Here is a 16,020-nt window from a genome sequence, read left to right on the forward strand (position 1 = left end):
ACAAAGACATAGCCTGCTGTCGACGGGGCGGTCGGATGTGTGGCCGCCTGCAGCCCCGCTCTACCCGCAGGAGCACCGTGGCAACTGGCCGAACTCACCGACCGGCGACCCGCAGCCGAGGGATTCCCGAGGCCACCGTCGCCAGGCTTCCGCTGTACCTCCGTGCGCTGACCGCACTGTCGGAGCGCTCGGTACCCACAGTCTCCTCCGAGGAGCTCGCGGCCGCCGCGGGGGTCAACTCCGCGAAGCTGCGCAAGGACTTCTCGTACCTCGGGTCGTACGGGACGCGCGGTGTGGGCTACGACGTCGAGTACCTCGTGTACCAGATCTCCCGCGAGCTGGGCCTCACCCAGGACTGGCCGGTTGTGATCGTCGGTATCGGTAACCTCGGCGCGGCGCTGGCCAACTACGGCGGGTTCGCCTCGCGCGGCTTCAGGGTCGCCGCCCTCATAGACGCCGATCCCGCGATGGCCGGGAAGCCCGTCGCCGGAATCCCCGTGCAGCACACCGACGACCTCGAGAAGATCATCAAGGACAACGGCGTATCGATCGGTGTCATCGCGACCCCCGCGGGCGCCGCCCAGCAGGTCTGCGACCGGCTTGTCGCCGCGGGCGTGACGTCCATCCTGAACTTCGCGCCGACCGTGCTCTCCGTGCCGGACGGCGTCGACGTACGCAAGGTCGATCTCTCCATCGAGCTGCAGATCCTCGCCTTCCACGAGCAGCGCAAGGCCGGCGAAGAAGCGGAAGCCGTGCTCGAGGCCGAGGCCGCGGCGGCGGCGGCGAAGGAGACCGGGAAAGGGCCCGACGGGGATGTCCCCGCCGTGATGCCGGCATGAGTCTTCTCGTCGTCGGGCTGAGTCACCGCAGCGCTCCGGTCAGCGTCCTGGAGCGGGCCGCGCTGTCCGCGGACACGCAGATCAAGCTCCTCCAGGACACCATCGCCGCCGAGCCGGCCACCGAGGCCGCGGTGCTCGCCACCTGCAACCGGATCGAGCTGTACGCCGACGTGGACAAGTTCCACGCCGGTGTCGCCGAGCTCTCCACGCTGCTCGCGCAGCACAGCGGGGTCGGGCTCGAGGAGCTCACGCCCTATCTGTACGTGCACTACGAGGACCGGGCGGTTCACCACCTGTTCTCCGTGGCCTGCGGGCTCGACTCGATGGTGATCGGCGAGGGCCAGATCCTCGGCCAGATCAAGGACGCACTCGCGACCGCGCAGGAACTGCACACGGCGGGGCGGCTGCTGAACGACCTGTTCCAGCAGGCGCTCAGGGTCGGCAAGCGTGCCCACTCCGAGACCGGCATAGACCGGGCCGGGCAGTCCTTGGTGACGTTCGGCCTGGAGCAGCTGACCTCGGGGGCGGACGTCGAGGGCTGGGCCAAGGGCAAGCGGGCCCTCGTGATCGGCGCGGGCTCCATGTCCTCGCTGGCCGCGGCGACGCTCGCGCGTGCCGGGGTGGCCGAAGTGGTCATCGCCAACCGCACGCTGGACCGCGCCGAGCGCCTCGCAGCCCTGCTCGAAGAGCAATATGGACAACGCCTGTCGGACGGCGGCGATACGGACGTGGCGGCCCGCGCGGTACCGATGGACGCGGTGCCGGCCGAGCTGACACGTGCCGATGTCGCGGTGTCCTGTACCGGCGCGACGGGCCTTGTCCTGACGGCCGACGCGGTCGCCGAGGCGGTCGAGGGCCGTACGGGTGCGCCCGCCGAGGAGCGCGCGGCCACCCCCCGAGTCGTACGCGCGGACCTTCCGCCCACCAGCGTCGGCACCGACGACGGCTGTCCGCTGGACCTGTCGCCCGTGCAGGGCGCCGCCGCCTTCTCCGTCATGGGGGACGCCGCGGTGGCGGGCCTGGACGCGGCGGCCCTGGAGCAGCACGCGGCCTGGGTGGACAACGCGACGGTCGATCGCCGCCGTACACACGCGGCCCGTACGCCCGAGTCCGACGCCGGCGTCATCGCCGCACTCGCCGCGACCGCGGCCGCCATCGGGCGCGTGCCCGAGCGTCGTAAGCCCGAGCCCGTCGCCCTGGCCCCGCGCCCGTCGCCCGTGCTCTCGCTGCTCGACCTCGCCATGCCACGCGACATCGACGCGGCCGTGCACCGGCTGCTCGGCGTGCGCCTCGTGGACATCGAGTCGCTGGCCGAGGCCTCCGCGGACGTGCCGATGGCGGCGGACGTGGACATGGTGCGGCGGATCGTGTCCGACGAGGTCGCCGCCTTCGGCGCCGCCCAGCGGGCCGCGCACATCACCCCCACCGTCGTCGCGCTGCGCACCATGGCCGCCGATGTCGTCGCGAGCGAGATCGCGCGGCTCGACGGGCGGCTGCCCGGGCTTGACGAGAAGCAGCGGGGCGAGATCACCCAGACCGTACGGCGCGTGGTGGACAAGTTGCTGCACGCGCCGACCGTACGGGTCAAGCAGCTCGCGGCCGAACCCGGCGGCGCCGGGTACGCGGACGCACTGCGGACCCTGTTCGACCTGGACCAGGAGACGGTCGACTCCGTCTCACGGGCCACCGATGACATCAACACCGAGAACGCCAAGAACCGAGGGCGAGCATGACTGAGCGGCGAACGGGGCCGGAGAGCGGCCCCCTGAGGCTGGGGACACGGCGCAGCAAGCTGGCCATGGCCCAGTCCGGGCAGGTGGCTGACGCCGTGAGCCGGGCGACCGGGCGGTCCGTGGAGCTCGTCGAGATCACCACGTACGGCGACGTCTCGCGCGAGCTTCTCGCGCAGATCGGCGGCACGGGTGTCTTCGTGACCGCACTGCGCGAGGCGCTGCTGCGCGGCGAGGTCGACTTCGCCGTGCACTCCCTCAAGGACCTGCCGACCACGCAGCCCGACGACCTCGCACTGGCCGCGGTGCCGGTGCGCGAGGACCCGCGGGACGTGCTCGTCGCCCGGGACGGACTGAGCTTCGCCGAGCTGCCGGACGGCGCCCGCGTGGGCACCGGTTCGCCGCGCCGCATGGCCCAGCTGAACGCGTACGCACGCTGCCACGGGCGGACGATCGAGACCGTCGCGATCCGGGGGAACGTCGACACCCGGATCGGGTACGTGCGCGACGGCGAGCTGGACGGCGTCGTACTGGCCGCCGCCGGACTCAACCGGATCGGCCGGATCGACGAAGTGACCGAGTTCCTCTCGGTCGACATGGTTTTGCCCGCCCCCGGCCAGGGGGCGCTCGCGATCGAATGTGCCGCGGACAACGCGGACCTCGTCGCGGCGCTCGCCGCACTCGACGACCCGGTCACCCGGGCCGCCGTGACCGCCGAGCGGTCCCTGCTCGCTTCCCTGGAGGCCGGCTGCAGCGCACCTGTAGGTGCGCTGGCCGACCTGCTTTCCGACGGGCAGATTGTCAAGGAAATGCGCCTGCGCGGCGTCGTCGGCACGACCGACGGCTCGACGCTGGTGCAGTTGTCCACCACCGGTCCCGTGCCCGAGACACATGACCAAGCAATGGCGCTCGGCCGTGAACTCGCTGCCGAGATGCTTGCCAAGGGCGCGGCCGGTCTGATGGGGGAGCGAGTACATTGAGCCCCACCACCCTTCCCGCCGGTCTGGAACACGGCTCCGTCACCTTCCTCGGTGCCGGACCCGGAGATCCGGGACTGCTCACACTGCGCGCCGTTCAGGCGCTGGCGAACGCGGATGTCCTGGTCGCCGAGCCCGAAGTGCTCGACGTCGTCCGTACGCACGCCAGACAGGGCGTGACCGTGCTGGACACGGAATCGGGCCCGGACACGCCTCAGCTGACGGTGGTTGACGGCGCGTCAACAACCGCTGGTGCCCCCGCGTCGAGGGACGCGGCCCATATTGTCATGGAGGCCGCACGCAGCGGCAGGCGGGTCGTACGTGCCGTCGCCGGTGACCCCGGGCTCGACACGTACGCGGCCGAGGAGATGCTGGCCTGCGCCGCCGCGGGCGTGCCCTTCGAGGTCGTACCCGGTATCGCCGCGGCCGTCGGAGTGCCCGCGTACGCGGGTGTTCCGCTGCGTGACGCGCAGGGCGCGGACGTGCGGTTCGTCGACGCGAGTACGGCCTCCGGGCGTATCTGGACCGAGGTCGGCACGTCCGACGGGACCGTCGTCGTCTCCTCGACTCTCGACTCCGTCGGCGCCGCCGCGGGCGAGCTGGTGGCCGCCGGCCGCAAGCCCGATACACCGATGACGGTGACCATCGCCGGTACGACCACCCGGCAGCGGACCTGGTGCGCGACGCTCGGCACGATCGCGCAGACGCTGAAGCAGGCGAAGGTGCTGCCCTCGCCGGACGGCGGGCGGCCGGTGATAGCCGTGGTCGGTGAGCGTTCGGCCGCTGCTCAGCGCGACCAGTTGTCGTGGTTCGAGTCCAAGCCGCTGTTCGGCTGGAAGGTTCTCGTGCCGCGTACGAAGGAGCAGGCGGCGTCGCTCTCCGACCAGTTGCGGTCCTACGGGGCCGTACCGCACGAGGTGCCGACGATCGCCGTCGAGCCGCCGCGGACGCCTCAGCAGATGGAGCGGGCGGTCAAGGGCCTCGTCACCGGACGGTACGAGTGGATCGCCTTCACCTCGGTGAACGCGGTCAAGGCCGTACGGGAGAAGTTCGAGGAGTACGGGCTCGATGCGCGCGCGTTCGCGGGCATCAAGGTCGCCGCCGTGGGGGAGCAGACGGCGAAGGCGCTCGTCGCCTTCGGTGTGAAGCCGGACCTGGTGCCTTCCGGGGAGCAGTCGGCTGCGGGGCTTCTTGAGGACTGGCCTCCGTACGACCCGGTCTTCGACCCGATCGACCGGGTGTTCCTGCCGCGGGCCGACATTGCCACGGAGACGTTGGTGGCCGGACTGATCGAGCTGGGCTGGGAGGTCGACGACGTCACGGCGTACCGGACGGTACGGGCGTCGCCGCCGCCGGCCGAGACGCGCGAGGCGATCAAGGGCGGTGGCTTCGACGCGGTGCTGTTCACGTCGTCGTCGACGGTCCGGAACCTGGTCGGGATCGCGGGCAAGCCGCACAACGTGACGGTGATCGCGTGTATCGGGCCGGCCACGGCCAAGACGGCTGAGGAGCACGGGCTGCGGGTGGATGTGATGGCTCCGGAGCCGTCGGTGCACAAGCTGGCGGAGGCGCTCGCCGACTTCGGGTCGCGGCGGCGGGCTGCCGCCGTGGAGGCCGGGGGGCCGGTTACGCGGCCCAGTGAGAGGCGGCCGGGGTCGCGGCGACGGCGTACGACGTAGCTCCGCTGGTGGAGCAGTTGGGGTGCGTTCGAAGCTGCGGGTTCGTTGTGGCTGGTCGCGCCCGCGCGGCGGAGCCGCAAATCGATACAGCCCCGCGCCCCTGAAAAGGAGGGCCTGCGGCCCCCTTTTCAGGGGCGCGTATCGCCCCCCCCCAAGCCGCCGCCGGCACCGTGTGGCCGAAGTGGAGCAGGTTTGTGGGGGCGTAGGTCGACTTGGCGTGGCGTAGGTGGTGACTCTGCTGCGGAGCCGGATCGAAGGCGCGGAGGGCCGGGAAGCGCCCGGTGATCTCCGACTCCGCGTCGGCAAAGGTGGTCCTGGAGCGGGCGTAGCGTAGAGGGCATGACGAAGTACGGATCCTTCCCCGGTACGCGGCCGCGGCGGCTGCGTACCACTCCCGCCATGCGCCGCATGGTTGCCGAAACCCGGCTGCACCCGGCCGACTTCATCCTCCCCGCGTTCATCCGCGAAGGCGTCAGCGAGCCGGTGCCGATCGCCGCGATGCCCGGGGTCGTGCAGCACACGCGGGACAGCCTGAAGAAGGCGGCGCTGGAGGCGGTGGAGGCCGGGGTCTCCGGGATCATGCTGTTCGGTGTGCCGGAGGAGTCCAAGAAGGACGCCCTCGGGACGCCGGGGACCGACCCGGACGGGATTCTGCAGGTCGCCCTTCGTGACGTACGGGCCGAAGTCGGCGACGAACTCCTCGTCATGTCCGACCTCTGCCTCGACGAGACCACCGACCACGGCCACTGCGGCGTCCTCGACGAGCACGGCCGCGTCGACAACGACGCCACGCTCGAGAGGTACGCCGAGATGGCCCAGGTGCAGGCCGACGCGGGTGCGCACGTGGTGGGGCCCAGCGGGATGATGGACGGTCAGATCGGTGTCATCCGCGATGCGTTGGACCAGATCGGGCGCGAGGACGTCGCCATCCTCGCCTACACCGCCAAGTACTCGTCCGCCTTCTACGGGCCGTTCAGGGAGGCCGTCGCCTCGTCGTTGAAGGGCGACCGCAAGACGTACCAGCAGGATCCCGCCAACGTACGGGAATCCATGCGGGAGTTGGCTCTCGATCTGGAGGAGGGCGCCGACCTGGTGATGGTCAAACCGGCGGGACCTTACCTGGACGTCCTTGCGCGGGTCGCGGACTCGGTGGATGTGCCGGTGGTCGCGTACCAGATCTCCGGCGAGTACTCGATGATCGAGGCCGCCGCCGAGAAGGGCTGGATCGACCGGGACCGGGCGATCCTGGAGACGCTGACGGGGATCAGGCGGGCGGGGGCCCAGAACGTTCTGACGTACTGGGCGACGGAGGTCGCGCAGAAGTTGCGGTAGCGCTCCGCTGGGTTTGGCGGTTTGAAACTGCGGGTTCGTTGTGGCTGGTCGCGCCCCGCGGCGAAGCCGCATATAGATACAGCCCCGCGCCCCTAAAAGGAAGGCCTGCGGCCTCCTTTTAGGGGCGCGGTATCGCACCGGCCCCGCCCGTCTCTACAGCCAGTCGTGTTCGCGTGCGTAGCGTGCTGCTTCGTGGCGGGTTCGTGTCTGGGTTTTCTGCATGGCGTTCGAGAGGTAGTTGCGTATGGTGCCTTCCGCCAGGTGGAGGCGGGTGGCGATGTCGGCGACGGAGTACCCGGCGCCGGTCGCTCGCAGGACGTCGATCTCCCGGTCGGTGAGGGGGCAGTCGTCGACGAGGGCGAGCGCGGAGACGTCCGGGTCGATCCAGCGCCTGCCCTCGTGCAGGGTGTTGATGACCGACGTGATGTGCGCGGGTTCCGCCGACTTGCTGACGAAGCCCTGGACTCCGAGTTTCAGGGCTTTGCGGAGCACCCCGGGCCTGGCATGGCGGGTCAGCATGAGGATCACCTGGTCCGGCCGCGCACGGCGGATCTCCGCGACGGCGCCGAGTCCGTCCACACCGGGCATCTCCAAGTCGATGACGAGCACGTCGGGCCTGTGCTGAAGCGTGGCCTGGACGGCTGATTCGCCGTCCTGCGCTTCGGCGAGCACGGTGATCTCGCCTTCGAGGGTCAGCAACGACGCCAGTGCTTTGCGGAGAAGGGCCTCGTCGTCGGCGAGTACCACGGTGGTCATCGGTCAGTCCTTCCGCGCCGCGGAGGGCAGCGTCGTTGAGCAAAGGGAGGGAAACGCCGCAGCCGTGAGGAAGCGCCCGTTCTCCTGCTCCACCGTCAGTTCGCCTCCGTTGTCGCTCACTCGTTCCTTGAGGGTGGCCAGTCCGCTGAGCCCAGGGAGGGGAGCCTCCCGGGCGCCGTCGTTGACGATGGTGATGCCCGACTCCGAGAGAGTGATCCGCACCCGCGTGGCTTGTGCGTGGCGCAGGATGTTGGTCGTCGTCTCGCGGAGGACCTGGCCGAGCAGCCCGTTGACTCGCTCGTCGACGTCGGCCTCACGGTTGACGCGTACGCGGATGCCCGCGGCCTCGAAGAGGTTCTTCGCGTTCTCCAGCTCCACGGACAGGTTGAGCCGCCGCTGTGCGTAGGCGAGTTCCTTGGTCTGGGTGATGGTGTCGCCGACCAGGGCGCGCACCTCCCGTAGTTCCTCCTCCGCCCGCCCGATGTCGCTGCGCACCAGCTTCTCGGCCAGCATGACCTTCAGCTTCACCACATGCAGCGTGTGGCCCTGGATGTCGTGCAGATCGCTGGCGAAACGTACGCGTTCCCGGACGACGGCCAACTCCGCTTCGCGTTCCCGTGACTGCTCCAGCTCCTCGACGAGGTCGTAGAAGACCTGGCCGGCGAACATGCTGCCCGTCACCACCACCGTGACACCTGCCGGAATGAGGACGTAGCGGATCAGGGCGTCGGGCACATCTGCCGGTGACACCAACAGCCTGGCCGCGCCCAGTACGGCGACGAAGGCGATCAGCCCGACGGCGGCCAGGACGCGGTGGCGCGGCAACTTGGGGGCGTACAGGGGTCCCACGATGGAGATGCCGTAGAACGCCGTATGGCCGTCCACCACCAACACCCCGGCGAGCCACACCATCGCGGTGATGATCAGGCACGGGAGTACGACCCGGGGAATGCCGTCCGCTGTCCACCGGATGGAAGCCACCAGCGCCGCGGCCACGCCCAGGCTCAGGATGACGGCGTGCCACCACGTCCGGGCATCGACCGCCACCAGCAGTGTCCCTACGGAAGCGGTCACCACGACCATCGTGGTGACGTTCAGTCTGCGCAGCCGTTCCCGCGTTCCCGCACGGTGCTCGGACATCATGTGTTCCCCCGCTTCGACCTCACCGCTGGGTCTTCACGCTGAGCAGCGGGATCGCCAGAGCGCTCGGCACGGCGAGGGCCGTGGCCGCCCACATCAGCCACTGGTTGTTCTCGAGCCAGGACTCCATGTCGTCAGGGTAGAGACCGACGCCGAGGTGGTGGAGGAGGTAGACCGCGCAGACCACAAGGAAGACGGCCGTGTTGGCCGTCAGCAGAATGCGCAGGGGTCCGGTGTCCATGTGCGGCTCTCCGTGATCGAACAGCAGAGTCTGCCCGCAGTATTCTTCCGGCTCCGTGGGTGGCACCAGTGACACTGCGTCATGGGTTTGCCCCCAGGAATGTCATGGCGACGTGATGACGCCACGCCACTGCCGGGCGAGCGTGATGACGGCTGAGATCGATGCATGACCTCGACACCCGTTATCGACGTTGAACGTCTGAACCTCAGTTACGGCGACTTCCACGCCGTGAAAGACCTGTCCTTCCAGGTGCGGAAGGGGGAGCTCTACGCGCTGCTCGGCACGAACGGGGCCGGTAAGACCTCGACCTTGGAGACCGTCGAAGGCCACCGCACGGCCACCTCGGGCACCGTGCGGGTCTTCGGGCAGAGCCCGCGCGACCGGCGCGCCGTGCGGCCCCGGATGGGCATCATGCTGCAGGAGAGCGGATTCTCCCCGGATCTGACGGTGAAGGAATCGGTCCGGCTGATCGGAAAACTCTCCCAGCGCAGGGACAGGGTCGAACGCGTACTCGGCATCGTCGACCTCACGCACAAGGCCGGCACCCAGGTGTCCCAGCTTTCCGGCGGTGAGAAGCGACGTCTGGACTTCGCCACCGCCGTGTACGGGAAGCCTGAGCTGATCTTCCTGGACGAGCCCACCACCGGCCTGGACATCCAGTCCCGGGACGCTCTGTGGGACGCCGTGGACAAGCTGCGCGAAGACGGATCCACCATCGTGCTCACCACGCACTACCTGGAAGAGGCTCAGCAGCGCGCCGATCGCATCGGGCTCATGCACAAGGGCGCCTTCCACCAGGAAGGGACCGTCTCCGAGCTGACGCGGACTCTGCCGGCCGCCATCCGCTTCTCCCTGTCGGCCCCCGCGCCGGCGCTACCGCTGCAGGCCACGCGCGAGAGCGACGGGACGTTCCTCATCCAGACCTTCGATCTGCCGAAGGACCTCTACACCCTGCTCGGTTGGGCGCACGACAACGCGGTGGAGCTGCGGGAACTCCAAGCCGGGCCGACTCGGCTCGACGACGTCTTCCGCTCCATCGGCAGCTGAGCGCTCCGCGCGAAGTGCGGTAAAAGGTGCGGGCCGGTTCCACGCTGCGGGTTCGTTGTGGCTGGTCGCGCCCACGCGGCGGAGCCGCAAATCGGATACAGCCCCGCGCCCCTGAGAAGAGGGGCCTGCGGGCCCTCTTCTCAGGGGCGCGGTAGCGCACCGGACTTCGCCAAGGCTGCTCAGACCACTCCCGGAACTTCCCTAGAAAAGGACCTTCACCATGCTCTCAATCGCTCTTGGCGAGCTGATCCAGGTCTTCCGGAACCGGCTGGTTCTGGTCACCAGTTTCATCATGCCCGTGGCGGTCAGCGCGTACTTCATCCACCAGCACGAAACCTTTGCGGACCTGGGCAGTCTCGGGTACATCGCGGCGGTGGTGATGTTCACCGTGGGCGCGTTCGGGCTCTACACCACCACGGTGACCACTCTGGCCTCGCGCCGTCAGAACCTCTTCCTCAAGCGGCTGCGCTCCACCCCGGCGAGCGACGCCGGCATTCTCTCGGGGCTGATGCTCCCGGTCACCGTCCTCGCACTGGTCCAGGTGACCGCGATCCTCATCGTGCTGGCCGCGGTCGCCGGCGGGCCGACCAATGTTCCCCTCCTGGTGGCGGCGGTCCTCTCGACGGTGATCATGATGCTCGGCCTGGGACTGGCCACGGCGGGACTGACGAACTCCCCCGAGCACGCCCAGGTGACCACGCTGCCCGTCAGCCTCGGCGCCATCGCCGTCGCCAGCTGGGTAGGGATCACCGGCACCGAGGAGCTCACCCTGCTCAAGCGGCTGCTCCCCGGCGGCTCGGCCACCGAGCTGGTCCTCAACGCCTGGAACGGCGGCGTTCCGGTGGCGGACTCCCTGCCTCTGCTGCTGCCCACCCTGAGCTGGGTCATCGTCGCCGTCGCGCTGGCCTCCCGCCTCTTCCGCTGGGAACCGCGCCGCTGACGACCCTGCGCGTCCGCGGCTGCCCCTCACCATCCTGCGGGCGGTGGGCCGGATCTCTGCCCGGTCGGCGCCCTCGTATCGCTCCCGTATCGCTCCGCAGCCCAACTCTGTCCGCACCCACCTCCGGAGGAACAAGTGAAGAAAATACGCGCGGCCGCCTGGGCCGCTTCCGCACTCGTCACCGCCTCAGCCCTGACCGGCACGCTCACCGGTCCTGCCGCGGCCACCTCGGGCAAGGCGTCCGAGCCCGCCTCCACAGCGCAGAAGCCCGCCGGGGGCTTAGCCACCGCCACCGCCACCGATGGCGTCACGCACGAAGAGAACGACCGCGTCCCGGAGGGTTCCGTCTGGACGCAGCACTACTTCCCGTCCTCGGACGGCTCCGGTATCGAGTTGCACGCCGACGTCCTGCTGCCGGAGAAGCTGCCCAAGGGCAAACGGGTGCCGGTCATCCTGTCGGCGGGCGCCTACTTCGGGCACTCCGGGCAGATCGCCCCCGAGGACTGGAAGCACACCGGCCCCTCGAACCGCTTCCAGGACTTCATCAAGGGCACCGACCTGTTCGACCAGGGCTACGCCTTCGTCATGGTGGACACGCGCGGCTTCGGCGGTTCCACCGGCTGCCTCGACTTCGGCGGACCCGGTGACCAGGCCGACGTCAAGGCCGCGATCGACTGGAGCGCGAGCCGGCCGTGGTCCACGGGCGCGGTGGGTATGTACGGCAAGTCGTTCGACGCGCTCACCGGCCTCATCGGCAACAACCTGGACCAGGACGCCCTCAAGGCCGTCGTCGCCCAGGAGCCCGTGTGGGACAACCACCGGCTCATCCACTCGGGCGGCGTGCCCCTTTCACGTGTCGTCACGAGCGCCACCACCTACAACGCCATCGCCTCGCTCCCACAGATGCCGGACGACGACGCGCGCTACCGGGCCAACTCCCGGTACGAGCAAAGCCATCCGGAGTGCCTCACGGAGAACCTGGCCGGGTACCGCATCACCGACCCGGACAACGCGTACTGGACTGCTCGCGATGCGGCGAAGAAGGCCAAGGGCACCGACACCCCGCTGTTCTTCACCCAGGGCTTCATCGAGGACAACACCAAGCCCGAGGGGATGCAGGAGTTCCTCGCCAACCACAAGGGCCCCGAGCGCGGATGGGTCGGCCAGTGGGACCACGTGCGCGGCAACGACCGTACCGAAGACGGGCGCCTGGCCATGGGGCGCGAGGGCTGGTTCAAGGAGACGCTCTCCTTCTACGACCAGTACCTGAAGGGAACCGAGCCGGAGGTCCGCCACCCGGCCTACGCCGTCGAGGACAACACCGGCGCCTGGCGCGCCCAGAAGACGTGGCCGGTCGTGGAGAGGTCCGCCACCCTCCGGCTCGGCGGCGGCTCGTACGTGGACGACGGCGGCACCTCCGCGATGCGGGCCCTGGACCCGTCCGGCAGGACGAAGCCGCCGAAGGCTGCGAAGCCGTCCGGCAAGGGGGACTCGGAGAACGCCTCCAGCAGCGTGCCGGCCGTCCCGAAGGGACTGGCCGAGGCGCAGGTGAAGAGGCAGAAGGCCGGTGAGGTCACGTCCAGCTTCTTCAAGTGGTCCGAGCCGGTCGATCAGGCCACGCGTATCACCGGCACCCCTCGGGTCTCCATGACCGTCGAGGGGGAGGGAAACGTGATGGTCAAGCTGTACGACGTGGCCAAGAACGGCACCGCCGTCATGTTCGACGAGCAGGTCTCCCGGCTGGACTCGGACCGGCCGGCCCTCGACCTCAAGTCGACCGACTGGACCCTGAAGGCCGGACACACCCTGGCCGTGGAGATCGGTTCCGTGCAGACCGGCGACTGGCTCGACACACCGTCCAAGCAGAAGGTCAGGATCAAGGACGCGCGGCTCGAACTGGCCCTGGACGACCCGGCCGACGACATCGCCACCGGCGGCGAGCGCTCACCTTACCTGGACACCTATCTGAGCCAGTACACGGTGCAACTGCCCGCCGGTTCCCCGGCGTTCACGGTGCCGCCGACCCGCGACGACCGCTGATCCGCTGTCGCCGCACCGCGCCGCGTCGGCGCGCGTGAGCCGTCCCGGTCGCCCCTGCCAGGCGCGACCGGGACGGCCGTGCGGGGCGTTGAAGGGCTGTCCGCCGCAGCCCGCCGAGCAGCAGCCCGCGCCAGAACCAGTCGTACTCGCGAAACCCGCGACCCTACGCGACATTCACGGCTCGGGTACGGGCCCACCGGAACCCCACCCAAGCCGAGCGCAGCGGCCGGGCACCATCAAGTCGCCCCAGGAGTTAGCTTGTTGCCTATTTGATGAGCTGCGTTCTGATGAACTGAAGAGGGAAGGTCTCCATGAGCGGTGATGCTCTCAGCCAGGACCCCGCCGAGCTGAGGAGGCGGATCGACACCACCAAGGCGCACCCGGCACGCGTCTACGACGTCTTCCTCGGGGGCAAGGACAACTACCCCACCGACCGCGCCGCCGCGGCCGCGGCACTCGCGGCCAATCCGCGCGGTTACCTCGATGTGCGGCACAACCGTGACTTCATGCGGCGGTCCGTGACCCGGCTGGTCCAGGAGGACGGCATCCGGCAGTTCCTCGACATCGGCACGGGACTGCCGACCGCCGAGAACGTCCACCAGATCGCCCAGCGGATCATCCCCGAGTCGCGGGTCGTGTACGTCGACAACGACCCGGTGGTGCTTGCGCACGCGCGCGCCCTGCTGACCAGTGGGCCCGAGGGCCGTACGGACTACATCGACGCGGACTTCAAGAACCCCGCGCAGATCCTCGAACTGGCCGCGAAGACCCTCGACTTCGACGAGCCGATCGCGCTCGCGCTGGTGGCGATCCTGCACTTCGTCGAGGACGAGGAGGCGTACCCGGTCGTACGCGAGCTGATGGACGCGCTGCCGTCCGGGAGCCGTCTCGTACTCAGCCACATCACCGAGGACCTCAACCCGGACAAGATCCGCGCGGTGCAGCGGACGTACACCGAGCGCGGGTTCACGTTCGTGCTCCGCTCCAAGGACGAGGTCGAGCGGTTCTTCACCGAGACGCCCGGCGTCCAGCTCGACGAGCCCGGTGTCGTCCCCGTCCACCACTGGCACCCCAGCCCGGCGCCCGCTCCCGAAGCCGTGGCCCCGGCCGACTTCGAGACCCTCGACGACATCGAGAAGATCCGCTACCGGGACATCAACGACGTGACGGACGCCGACATCAACGTCTACGCGGCGGCCGGCCGCAAGGCATAAAGGCAGAGAGGCCGGGGCGCCGTCAGTACGTGCCGAACCACGTCTCCGCGAGCGAGTCCAGCGTCGGCTTCGGCGGGGCGGGGAGTTCGCGGAGGCACCAGGGCAGATTGCTGTAGATGTGCAGGAGGGCGTACGCCATGAGGGTGCGGGGGTTGAACGGGGGGCGGCCGTACGCGTCGTAGAACCGCTTGAACAGGCGTGGGTCGCAGCTCGTCAGGAACAGGCCCGCGCCGACGAAGTCGTACGCCGGGTCGCCGATCATGGCCGGTTCGAAGTCGAACAGGCCGGTCAGGCGCCAGCCGTGAGGGTCCACCGTCAGGTGCTGGCGCGTGAACTCGGTGTGCAGGAGCACGCGTCGCGGCGGAGGCGGCAGCGGGACCGTGTCCAGGAACCAGGGGATCTGTTCCAGCCACGCCGGCGAGAGGCCGACGGCCCGCTGCTGCTCGACCGCCTGCGCCCGCTGCGCGGCGATCAGCGTGCGCCAGTCCGCCGGGCCCACGGCGGCCGCGATCGGTGCCGGGTCCAGGGCGTGCAGCGCGGCGAGGGTCTCGGCGGCCTCCGTGATGATCCGGTCCTGGTCCGCGGAAGGGATCCGCGGCCACTCCTGATCGAGGTCCACGCCGGGCAGACGGGACATCAGGACGTAGTGCCAGCCGTTCTTGTACGCGCCCGCCGAGTGCAACTGCGGTGTCGAAACCGGGAGTCTGCCGTACAGGTGGCTGAGCACCTTCTCCTCACGTACGCACTCGTTCTGCTCGAACGCGGGATACAGCTTGACCACGTGCGCCTCACCGATGGCGTACACCGGCAGCGAACCCTCCTCGAAGCGGACGATCCGTTGCCCGGCCAGGCCGAGTCGTTCACACAGGTCCGCGACGGCGGGGCGCAGCAGCGCCTCGTCGCGGACGACTGCGTCCAGCTCCTCGCCGGTCTCCACGAGTGGCAGCATGGGTGCTCTCCCAGCTAGCGATCCAAATCGATCCAAAGCGATCAACAGGGCTTTGTTTTCCCGCAGTTGGGGTCCCTCGGAGGTGAGGTTCCTCGGTCGAGGGCCTGCGCCGCCCCGCAGCATCGCATACTCCGGGACAAGATCAGACACTTCAACCTTTGGCCATGACTTGCCATGACTTGCCGTGCCTTTTCGAGAGAGCAAGGCGATGTGCGGCGCAGCCGAGAGTGGGGGAGCGACCAGCCTCCACCGGCCCGCAGGTTCATCGCTGTGCTTCCAGCGAAGCGCTTACGCACTCCTTTTTGCCGCTCGCCCCGGACAGGAGGCAGGCCCGGACAGTCGTTCCGGGGCGAGTCGCGGCCATGTCGGTGAAGACGTAGGACTCCGTGTCGATGTCATCCGTGATGTCGGCGCTGCGGACGGGACCGCCCGCCGTCATCTCCAGTCGGTCGCCGATGCGCGTACTCCATGTCCGGGCCCAACTGGCCTCACACTTCTCGCTGTAGTGCAGTTGCATCCAAGCCCCGGTGGCCGTGCGACGCGTGGCGAGGGTGTCCGCATCGTGGCAGTACATGTGGCTCGGGTTCTGGCCCTCACAGGTGTTTCCCCGGCAGCGGGGTCCGGGAGCGGACGATGCCGGGGAGGGGGACCGGGACGACCGCGGTTCGGCGTCCTGGCGCGGCAGAAGAAGGAGGGCCACCGTCACGCTTCCGACGGCCACGGCACACACCGACGCGAGGACGGCCATGACTGCACGCTTGTGACCGGTATGCCTGTCTTCCTGCGGAGGCGGAGGCGGAGGCGGAGGCGGATTCGGGGCCGGGATCGCATTCGCACCCGTATCCGTACCGTCCGTCGCGCGCCCGCTCCACCCCGACTCCGCGATCTCCCACAGCGCGAGGCACCGACTGTCCGGTTCGCGGGCAAGACGGCACAGGTCCTGCACCGCCTGGCGTGGCGGCAGCGCCTTGCCGCCCAGGTAGCGGTCCCAGGACGACTTGCTGTACGCGGTCCGCTCCGCCAGACCGGCCAGGCTCAGGCCCGTGCGTACCTTCAACTCCCGTAGCGCGGCGGCCAGTCGTGCGCGTTCCGGTGACGGTGTCGGCCCAGTCATCCCGGTGTCATTCCGTGTCGTC

The 16,020-nt window shown here is 69.4% G+C and carries 14 protein-coding genes; 9 read left to right on the forward strand and 5 right to left on the reverse strand.

Translation table 11 applies throughout. From position 1 onward, the window contains the following. The first annotated feature begins 77 nt into the window (after positions 1 to 77). The 5 genes from OP79_RS08545 (at position 78) to hemB (ending at position 6,557) form a co-directional block, all read left to right on the forward strand. Complete coding sequence (locus OP79_RS08545) at positions 78 to 839, forward strand: redox-sensing transcriptional repressor Rex (protein WP_033319441.1); 762 nt, start codon at positions 78 to 80, stop codon at positions 837 to 839. Then, positions 836 to 2,572 (forward strand): glutamyl-tRNA reductase, encoded by a 1,737-nt coding sequence (locus tag OP79_RS08550; RefSeq protein ID WP_033319442.1) that lies wholly within the window; start codon positions 836 to 838, stop codon positions 2,570 to 2,572. The genes OP79_RS08545 and OP79_RS08550 overlap by 4 nt, the downstream gene beginning before the upstream one ends. Then, positions 2,569 to 3,549, forward strand: a complete 981-nt coding sequence (gene hemC, locus OP79_RS08555) for a hydroxymethylbilane synthase (RefSeq protein WP_078491681.1) — start codon at positions 2,569 to 2,571, stop codon at positions 3,547 to 3,549. The genes OP79_RS08550 and hemC overlap by 4 nt, the downstream gene beginning before the upstream one ends. Then, a complete protein-coding gene (locus OP79_RS08560; RefSeq protein WP_033319444.1) occupies positions 3,546 to 5,225 on the forward strand; it encodes a bifunctional uroporphyrinogen-III C-methyltransferase/uroporphyrinogen-III synthase in 1,680 nt (559 codons plus the stop codon). The genes hemC and OP79_RS08560 overlap by 4 nt, the downstream gene beginning before the upstream one ends. 339 nt (positions 5,226 to 5,564) lie before the next feature. Beyond that, positions 5,565 to 6,557 carry a porphobilinogen synthase gene (gene hemB, locus OP79_RS08565; RefSeq protein ID WP_033319445.1) on the forward strand — a complete coding sequence of 331 codons (993 nt, stop codon included), beginning with the start codon at positions 5,565 to 5,567 and terminating at the stop codon, positions 6,555 to 6,557. A gap of 153 nt (positions 6,558 to 6,710) precedes the next feature. Here hemB and OP79_RS08570 read toward each other — a convergent pair whose 3' ends face one another. Genes OP79_RS08570 through OP79_RS08580 form a run of 3 tightly spaced genes read right to left on the reverse strand, consistent with a single transcriptional unit; the run spans position 6,711 to position 8,694 of the window. Further along, complete coding sequence (locus OP79_RS08570) at positions 6,711 to 7,313, reverse strand: response regulator transcription factor (protein ID WP_033319446.1); 603 nt, start codon at positions 7,311 to 7,313, stop codon at positions 6,711 to 6,713. Positions 7,314 to 7,316: 3 nt separating this feature from the next. Then, entirely contained in the window at positions 7,317 to 8,456 is a 1,140-nt protein-coding gene (locus OP79_RS08575; RefSeq protein ID WP_211270761.1) for a sensor histidine kinase, read from the reverse strand. Between the two features lie 19 nt (positions 8,457 to 8,475). Next, on the reverse strand, positions 8,476 to 8,694 hold the full coding sequence (locus tag OP79_RS08580) for a hypothetical protein (protein ID WP_033319448.1): 219 nt from the start codon (positions 8,692 to 8,694) through the stop codon (positions 8,476 to 8,478). Between the two features lie 165 nt (positions 8,695 to 8,859). Here OP79_RS08580 and OP79_RS08585 point away from each other — a divergent pair, with 165 nt between their 5' ends. The 4 genes from OP79_RS08585 (at position 8,860) to OP79_RS08600 (ending at position 13,935) form a co-directional block, all read left to right on the forward strand. Beyond that, entirely contained in the window at positions 8,860 to 9,741 is an 882-nt protein-coding gene (locus tag OP79_RS08585) for an ABC transporter ATP-binding protein (RefSeq protein ID WP_033319449.1), read from the forward strand. Positions 9,742 to 9,961: 220 nt separating this feature from the next. After that, on the forward strand, positions 9,962 to 10,681 hold the full coding sequence (locus OP79_RS08590; protein ID WP_033319450.1) for an ABC transporter permease: 720 nt from the start codon (positions 9,962 to 9,964) through the stop codon (positions 10,679 to 10,681). A 135-nt stretch (positions 10,682 to 10,816) separates the two neighbouring features. After that, on the forward strand, positions 10,817 to 12,721 hold the full coding sequence (locus tag OP79_RS08595) for a CocE/NonD family hydrolase (protein WP_033319451.1): 1,905 nt from the start codon (positions 10,817 to 10,819) through the stop codon (positions 12,719 to 12,721). Positions 12,722 to 13,032: 311 nt separating this feature from the next. Continuing rightward, complete coding sequence (locus tag OP79_RS08600; RefSeq protein WP_033319452.1) at positions 13,033 to 13,935, forward strand: SAM-dependent methyltransferase; 903 nt, start codon at positions 13,033 to 13,035, stop codon at positions 13,933 to 13,935. Positions 13,936 to 13,957: 22 nt separating this feature from the next. On the opposite strand, the gene OP79_RS08605 is transcribed toward OP79_RS08600, so the two are convergent. Then, on the reverse strand, positions 13,958 to 14,884 hold the full coding sequence (locus tag OP79_RS08605; RefSeq protein WP_033319453.1) for a phosphotransferase family protein: 927 nt from the start codon (positions 14,882 to 14,884) through the stop codon (positions 13,958 to 13,960). 262 nt (positions 14,885 to 15,146) lie between these two features. Then, complete coding sequence (locus OP79_RS08610; RefSeq protein ID WP_033319454.1) at positions 15,147 to 15,998, reverse strand: helix-turn-helix domain-containing protein; 852 nt, start codon at positions 15,996 to 15,998, stop codon at positions 15,147 to 15,149. Positions 15,999 to 16,020: the final 22 nt, after the last annotated feature.

Source organism: Streptomyces yerevanensis (assembly GCF_000716805.1).
Lineage (GTDB): Bacteria > Actinomycetota > Actinomycetes > Streptomycetales > Streptomycetaceae > Streptomyces > Streptomyces flaveus.